The following is a 7,557-nucleotide window of genomic DNA, read 5'->3' on the forward strand; positions in this document are numbered from 1 at the left end:
AAAACTGTTGTTGCTGCCGAATTTTTATTAATAAATGTACTAAAGCGTGCAAAAGAGTTAATCGCGGCCGGCGAAAAACTCTATTCAACACCCACATTAAAAATATTTCTGGAAGAAGAAATCAAAACTGAAGATTTTAAAAACAATATTGAGATAAATGGGAAAAATGTTTTAACCTGGTATACACTTTTAGACGATAACGACATTCTTATTTCAATTAAAGAATGGCAAAACCATGCCGACCCAGTACTTTCGAAACTGGCCAGTTCTTTAAACAACCGAAAACTGCTTCGAACACAACTGCATGACAAACCACTTTCGGAAAAAGCCAAAGCAAAATACTTAAAGAAAATTACCGAACATATAATTCCGGATGCAGAAATGGCAAAATATTTTTTAATGACAGGAGTAATCACAAATAGCGCATATAATAAACACGACGAAAATATATTTGTACTAAATAAAGACGAAAGCATAAAAGAAATTAACGATGCATCGGATATAAATTTGACTGCACTTAGTAAAACTGTAAAGAAGTATTTTGTGTGTTATCCTAAAGAATTGGACATTTACTAGTTAAAACCTATATTTGCATCGCCAAAAAAACAGATAATGGATTTTAAAGCTACGGATATCGCCTCTTTTTTGAATGGAGAAATTGTTGGTGATGGTGATGCGAAAGTATCAAATGTTTCAAAGATAGAGGACGGAAAACCAGGCACTTTGGCTTTCCTTGCCAATCCAAAATACGAGAACTACATTTACGAGACCAAAGCCTCGGTGGTATTGGTTAATAAAAGTTTTACTCCAAAAGAGGAAATTTCGGCTACTTTGATAAAAGTTGACGATGCCTACCAGGCATTTGCGTCGTTACTTGATTTGTATGTGCAGGCGAAAGCCAGTATGAAACAGGGAATTGAGCAACCTTGCTACATTGCAGAAAGTGCAACTCGTGGCGATGACGGTTACGTTGGAGCCTTTGCATACATCGGCAACAATGCCAAAATCGGGAATAATGTAAAAATATACCCGCAGGTACATGTTGGCGACAATGTTAAAATTGGTGATGACTGTATTCTTTACCCGGGCGCAAAAATTTACGACGACTGTGTTATCGGAAACCGTTGTATCATTCACTCAGGAGCAGTAATCGGAGCCGATGGTTTTGGTTTTGCACCTCAGGCAGACGGCACTTACAAAAAGGTTCATCAGATTGGGAATGCCGTGCTGGAAGACGATGTTGAAATTGGTGCCAACACCACTATCGACTGTGGCACAATGGAATCAACCATTATCAGAAAAGGTGTAAAACTCGACAACCTTATTCAAATAGCCCATAACGTTGAAGTTGGCGACAACACTGTTATGGCGGCTCAAACCGGTATTTCTGGCTCGGCCAAAATTGGTAAAAACTGTATGTTTGGCGGCCAGGTTGGTTTAGGTGGACACATTACTGTTGGCGACAATGTTACGCTTGGTGCTCAATCGGGCGTTGTTTCAAACCTAAAAAGCAATCAAACACTTCTTGGCTCTCCGGCCATCGAAATCAAAACGGCCATGCGCGCCTATGTTCTTCTGAAGGACCTTCCGGAAATTCGCCGCGATGTGCTTCAATTGAAGAAGACAATCAATACAGACAAAAAAAATTAAGAAATATTTCACTTTTCAATGGTTGTAAAACAAAAGACATTAGAAAACTCTTTTAAGATTGAGGGGAAAGGCTTGCATACCGGTGTTAATGTAACAATGAATTTTTTACCTGCACCGGAGAACCATGGCTTTAAATTTAAACGTGTTGACCTGGAACACCAGCCTATTATTGACGCTGATGTAGACCTGGTAATCGACACATCGCGTGGAACACTGCTTGAAAAAGACGGTGCACGCATAGGAACAATCGAACATGCACTTGCCGCATTGGTGGGAATGGATCTCGACAATGTTCTTATTGAAGTAAATAACGAAGAAGCTCCGATTATCGACGGAAGCTCGAAATATTTTGTTGAAGCCATTGAGAAAGCGGGCGTTGTTGAACAGGAAGCTGAACGCGATTATTTTGAGATCAGCGAAAAAATTGAAATGTTCGACGAGAAATCAGGCTCGCACATTATTGCGCTACCCGACAACGATTACAGTTTGAATGTAATGATTTCGTTTCCGTCGGCAGTGCTGAACAATCAATATGCTACGCTTGAGTCGATCAAGGATTTCAAGACTGAGATTGCCGAATGCAGAACGTTTGTTTTCCTTCGCGAAATTGAATTTTTGCTGAGCCACAACCTTATTAAAGGTGGCGACCTGAATAATGCAATTGTAATTATCGATAAAGAGATCAGCCAGGAAGAACTCGACCGTTTGGCCGATCTAACAAATCATCCACGCGTTGAAGTAAAACCTCAGGGTATTTTAAATAACCTCGATTTGCATTTCGACAACGAATGTGCCCGCCACAAATTACTGGATGTAATTGGTGATCTGGCTTTACTGGGCAAGCGCATTAAAGGAAGGATTATCGCTTCGAAACCAGGGCACGGGCCAAACACCATGTTTGCAGCAACCCTGAAAAAGCAATTGCGTAAGGAAGCTGATGCAGCCCCAAAATGTAATCCAAACGACGAGCCATTAATGGACGTTAACCGGATAAAAGAATTACTTCCGCACCGTTACCCGTTTTTACTTGTTGACAAAGTAGTTTGTATTCACGAAGACGAAATTGTTGGTGTTAAAAACGTTACGGTAAACGAGCCCTTCTTCCAGGGACACTTCCCCGACGAACCGGTGATGCCGGGAGTTTTACTGGTTGAAGCCATGGCTCAATGCGGCGGATTATTGGTACTCAATAAACAGGAAGGACAATTTGCGACCTACTTTATTCGGATTGATAATGTTAAATTCAGAAAAAAAGTAGTTCCGGGCGACACGCTGATTTTCAAATTAAAATTAACTTCGCCGATTAGAAGAGGAATTGCCAACATGAAAGGAACAACCTATGTTGGTGATAAAATTGTTGCCGAAGGTGAATTTATGGCACAGATTGTAAAAAAGTAGATAAATAAAGACAGTTAAAAAGTATAACATGAAACAACCATTAGCCTATGTCCATCCCGATGCAAAAGTTGCCGATAATGTAGTTATCGAACCTTTTGTTTCAATTGACCATGATGTTGTAATCGGTGAAGGGACAAGAATTGGTTCAAGCGTAACGATTTTACCCGGAACGCGAATTGGAAAAAATTGTAAGATTTTTCCGGGTGCTGTAATTGGTGCCGCTCCTCAGGACTTAAAATTCCAGGGTGAATATTCAACCGTTGAAATTGGCGACAACAACACCATTCGCGAGTTTGTGACCATTAACAGAGGTACCTCGGCAAAAGGCAAAACTGTAATTGGGAACAACAACCTTTTAATGGCATACGTACACGTTGCTCACGATTGTAAAGTTGGTAACAACATTATCCTGGTGAACAATGTACAATTGGCCGGCGAGGTTCAGGTTGACGACTGGGCCATCCTTGGTGGTATGTCTGCCGTTCACCAGTTTGTACGAATCGGATCGCACGTTATGATTTCGGGTGGTTCGTTGGTTCGTAAAGATGTTCCTCCATTTATTAAAGCAGGTCGCGAACCACTTTCTTATGTTGGTATTAACTCTATTGGTTTACGTCGCCGTCAGTACAACAACGACAAAATTCGTGAAGTACAGGACATTTACCGTTACATTTACCAAAAAGGGTTGAACACTGCACAGGCTGTTGAAATTATTGAAGCAGAAATGCCGGCAACACCTGAGCGCGACGAAGTTTTACTTTTTGTAAAAGACTCGAAACGTGGTATTATCCGTGGTTATTTCCCGGATTAATTACCAACAAAAAATATTAAACAAAAAATGCCATCCGTCGGTTGACGGATGGCATTTTTTATATGTGCTAATTTCAAATTATTTCCCATGATTCCACCCCTGCGCCTCCAGCGGAATAGACGAGCCTCCTGTTGTTTGCAGATTAACTCCTTCACCCGCCTCTGTCATATGACCGATAACCGTAAAATCAGGATCATTCTTTATTTTCTCGTAATCGTCCAACGGCAGAGTAAACAACAACTCATAATCTTCACCACCGTTTAAAGCTGCCACCAGAGGATTAATATTTAACTCCTCTGCCATTTGTTTGGTTTGGTAATCCATCGGTACTTTATCTTCAAACAGACTACAACCAACACCCGAGTTTTTGCACAAATGCATAATTTCCGACGACAAACCATCTGAAATATCAATCATCGACGTAGGTTTTATTCCCAGTCGTTTAAATGCCGCAATAATATCTCCCCTGGCCTCCGGTTTTAACTGACGCTCCAGAATATAATCGTAACCATCCAGTTTGGGCTGCATGTTCTCGTTCACCTTAAAAACTTCATTTTCGCGCTCAAGCAACTGAAGTCCCATGTAAGCGCCACCCAAATCGCCCGACACACATAAGATGTCGTTTGGTTTTGCACCGCTTCGCATCACAATATCATCCTTTTCAGCTTCGCCAATGGCAGTAATACTAAGTGTTAATCCGGTTAACGAACTGGTTGTATCGCCACCCACCAAATCAACATTATACTGCTCGCAAGCCAGGCGAATTCCTTCGTACAATTCCTCTAAAGCTTCCACCGAAAATTTTCCGGAAACCGCCATACTTACCGTCACCTGTTTCGGTATGGCATTCATGGCATAAATGTCCGACAAATTTACAACTACCGCCTTGTAACCAAGGTGCTTTAGCGGAACATACATCAGGTTAAAATGAATTCCTTCGGTTAACAGATCGGATGAAACAACCACTTGTTTATTCTTAAAATCAAGAATCGCGGCATCATCGCCAATTCCTTTAACCGTACTCTCGTTTTTTATGGTTACTGCTTTCGTTAACCGGTCGATTAAACCAAACTCTCCCAGTTCTGAAATATTCGTTTGTTTTCTTTCTTTATTCATTGTTAATAAAAGACCTTTTAATCTGTTTTTGTACACTTTTCACCTGCAAAAGTACCTATAGTTTTATATCTTTGCAATTTATGCGTGAACAGGAACAAAAAAGCGTTGTTATTTAATCGAAATTGCTGTTATTTATTGCATTAAACCTGGGGAATTGCATGGGTAGAAAGCCATCAAAAAGATTCCGCAGCCAAAATTAGTTGAGTAGCAAGTTTTAAAGGAGACGCAAATTTTTTAATCACTCAAGAGAGAGAAAGAGAGTCAGAAAATGGAAGAACAAGATAAAATATTGAATGACGTAACGCAAGGCGAATACAAATACGGTTTTATCACCAACATTGAAACTGATATTATCGACAAAGGCCTTAACGAAGACGTGATTCGTTTGATATCTGCCAAAAAGGAAGAACCGGAGTTCATGTTGAATTTCAGGTTGGAAGCTTATCGAAAATGGCTGAAAATGAAAATGCCAAACTGGGCCTATTTAAAAGTTCCGCCCATCGATTTTCAGGCAATAAGTTACTACGCGGCCCCTAAAAAAGGCCCAAAATATGAAAGTCTGGACGAGGTTGATCCGGAACTGATTGACACCTTTAACAAACTGGGTATTCCGCTGGAAGAGCAAAAACATTTGGCAGGAGTTGCCGTTGACGCAGTAATCGACTCGGTTTCTGTAAAAACAACTTTTAAAGAAAGTTTAGCTGAAAAAGGAATTATATTCTGTTCGTTCTCGGAAGCAGTGAAAGAACACCCTGATTTGATAAAAAAATACCTGGGACAGGCCGTACCTGTTGCCGACAACTATTTTGCAGCATTGAATTCAGCCGTGTTTAGCGATGGTTCGTTCTGCTATATTCCCAAAGGTGTTCGTTGCCCGATGGAATTATCTACTTATTTCAGGATAAACGCAGCCAACACAGGGCAGTTTGAGCGTACACTTATTGTGGCCGACGACGATAGTTACGTAAGCTACCTTGAAGGTTGTACTGCACCGATGCGCGATGAAAACCAGCTGCACGCAGCAGTTGTAGAAATTATTGCACTCGATCGGGCTGAAGTAAAATATTCAACCGTACAGAACTGGTACCCCGGCGATAAAAACGGAAAAGGCGGTATTTACAACTTCGTAACAAAACGTGGCATTTGCCGCGGTGTTTCGTCAAAAATTAGCTGGACACAGGTGGAAACCGGTTCAGCAATTACCTGGAAATACCCAAGTTGTATTTTGATGGGCGATAATTCGATCGGTGAATTCAACTCAGTGGCAGTTACCAACAATCATCAGCAGGCCGATACCGGATCGAAAATGATCCACATCGGACGCAATACCAAATCAACAATTGTATCGAAAGGTATTTCGGCCGGAAAAAGTGAGAACTCGTACCGTGGTTTGGTAAAAGTAATGCCAAAGGCCACCAATTCGCGAAATTTCTCGCAATGTGATTCATTGTTGTTGAACGATACTTGTGGTGCACACACTTTCCCATACATTGAGGTTGGAAATAAATCGTCGGTTGTTGAACACGAGGCAACAACATCGAAAATTGGTGAAGACCAGATTTTTTACTGCAACCAGCGTGGAATCGATACGGAAACTGCAATTGGAATGATTGTGAACGGTTACGCAAAAGAAGTGCTGAATAAACTTCCGATGGAGTTTGCTGTTGAAGCCCAAAAGCTTCTGCAAATCAGCCTTGAAGGTAGTGTAGGATAAACAAATTTTAAATAACTCAGGGCAAGAGTTCAAGCTCTTTCCCGCAACAGTATAGGATTAAAGATGTTAAAAATTAAAGATTTATATGCTTCCGTTGAAGGAATGGAAATCCTGAAAGGAATCAATCTTGAAGTTAAACCCGGCGAAGTTCACGCTATTATGGGACCTAACGGTTCAGGGAAAAGTACCCTTGCAAACGTGCTTGCCGGAAAAGAAGAATATGAAGTTACACGCGGAGAAGTTATTTATGAAGGAGAAGATCTTCTTGATAAATCTCCTGAAGAACGTGCTAAAGATGGTATCTTTTTAAGTTTCCAGTATCCCGTTGAAATTCCGGGCGTACCAATGGTGAACTTCCTGAAAACTTCAGTAAACGAACACCGGAAGCACAAAGGATTAAAAGAACTTACTGCAGGCGAATTCCTGAAATTGATGCGTGAGAAAATGGATTTGGTTGACATGCATACCAAATTAACCAACCGCATGGTTAACGAAGGATTCTCGGGTGGTGAGAAAAAGAAAAACGAGATTTTCCAGATGGCACTACTTGAGCCGAAATTGGCAATTCTTGACGAAACCGATTCAGGACTTGATATCGATGCATTAAAAACAGTAGCCAACGGAGTTAACGCGCTAAAATCGCCTGAAAGGTCGACAATTGTAGTAACTCACTACCAGCGCCTGCTCGATTATATTGTACCCGATTATGTACATATTCTTTACCAGGGAAAAATTGTAAAAACAGCCGGAAAAGAACTGGCACTTGAGTTGGAAGAAAAAGGATACGATTGGATTAAAACAGAAATTGCAGGTTAAAATGAGTGTTTTATTAGATCAAGCAGATTTGTCGTTAAAATACACTGCCCAT

6 protein-coding genes and 1 pseudogene are annotated in these 7,557 nt (G+C 40.8%); 6 read left to right on the top strand and 1 reads right to left on the bottom strand.

Features of this window, described 5'->3' with window-relative positions; all coding sequences use genetic code 11:
- The 4 genes and pseudogenes from ABZB17_RS17955 to lpxA form a co-directional block, all read left to right on the top strand.
- Nucleotides 1-576, top strand: a pseudogene (locus ABZB17_RS17955) (phosphohydrolase); the annotation flags it as partial.
- Nucleotides 577-612: 36 nt separating this feature from the next.
- Complete coding sequence (gene lpxD, locus ABZB17_RS17960) at nt 613-1,650, top strand: UDP-3-O-(3-hydroxymyristoyl)glucosamine N-acyltransferase (protein ID WP_303921055.1); 1,038 nt, start codon at nt 613-615, stop codon at nt 1,648-1,650.
- 18 nt (nt 1,651-1,668) lie between these two features.
- The gene (locus ABZB17_RS17965) at nt 1,669-3,048 is read left to right on the top strand and encodes a bifunctional UDP-3-O-[3-hydroxymyristoyl] N-acetylglucosamine deacetylase/3-hydroxyacyl-ACP dehydratase (protein ID WP_372652182.1); all 1,380 of its coding nucleotides are present in this window, start codon (nt 1,669-1,671) and stop codon (nt 3,046-3,048) included.
- Nucleotides 3,049-3,076: 28 nt separating this feature from the next.
- Nucleotides 3,077-3,859, top strand: a complete 783-nt coding sequence (gene lpxA, locus ABZB17_RS17970; RefSeq protein ID WP_045031837.1) for an acyl-ACP--UDP-N-acetylglucosamine O-acyltransferase — start codon at nt 3,077-3,079, stop codon at nt 3,857-3,859.
- Nucleotides 3,860-3,937: 78 nt separating this feature from the next.
- Here lpxA and thiL read toward each other — a convergent pair whose 3' ends face one another.
- Nucleotides 3,938-4,975 (bottom strand): thiamine-phosphate kinase, encoded by a 1,038-nt coding sequence (gene thiL / locus ABZB17_RS17975; protein ID WP_372652184.1) that lies wholly within the window; start codon nt 4,973-4,975, stop codon nt 3,938-3,940.
- 268 nt (nt 4,976-5,243) lie between these two features.
- On the opposite strand from thiL, the gene sufB reads away from it, so the two are divergent.
- Complete coding sequence (sufB, locus tag ABZB17_RS17980) at nt 5,244-6,689, top strand: Fe-S cluster assembly protein SufB (protein ID WP_372652186.1); 1,446 nt, start codon at nt 5,244-5,246, stop codon at nt 6,687-6,689.
- 63 nt (nt 6,690-6,752) lie between these two features.
- Nucleotides 6,753-7,505, top strand: coding sequence for a Fe-S cluster assembly ATPase SufC (sufC, locus tag ABZB17_RS17985; protein WP_372652188.1), 753 nt, complete (start codon nt 6,753-6,755; stop codon nt 7,503-7,505).
- The last annotated feature ends 52 nt before the right edge of the window (nt 7,506-7,557 follow it).

This window comes from Draconibacterium sp. (assembly GCF_041583095.1).
In the GTDB taxonomy this organism is placed as follows: domain Bacteria; phylum Bacteroidota; class Bacteroidia; order Bacteroidales; family Prolixibacteraceae; genus Draconibacterium.

Bases quoted from the DNA above. Each gene is read 5' to 3' on its own strand.
- sufC (WP_372652188.1), top strand. From the start codon at position 6,753: ATGTTAAAAATTAAAGATTTATATGCTTCCGTTGAAGGAATGGAAATC.
- sufB (WP_372652186.1), top strand. From the start codon at position 5,244: ATGGAAGAACAAGATAAAATATTGAATGACGTAACGCAAGGCGAATAC.
- lpxA (WP_045031837.1), top strand. From the start codon at position 3,077: ATGAAACAACCATTAGCCTATGTCCATCCCGATGCAAAAGTTGCCGAT.
- lpxD (WP_303921055.1), top strand. From the start codon at position 613: ATGGATTTTAAAGCTACGGATATCGCCTCTTTTTTGAATGGAGAAATT.
- ABZB17_RS17965 (WP_372652182.1), top strand. From the start codon at position 1,669: ATGGTTGTAAAACAAAAGACATTAGAAAACTCTTTTAAGATTGAGGGG.
- thiL (WP_372652184.1), bottom strand. From the start codon at position 4,975: ATGAATAAAGAAAGAAAACAAACGAATATTTCAGAACTGGGAGAGTTT.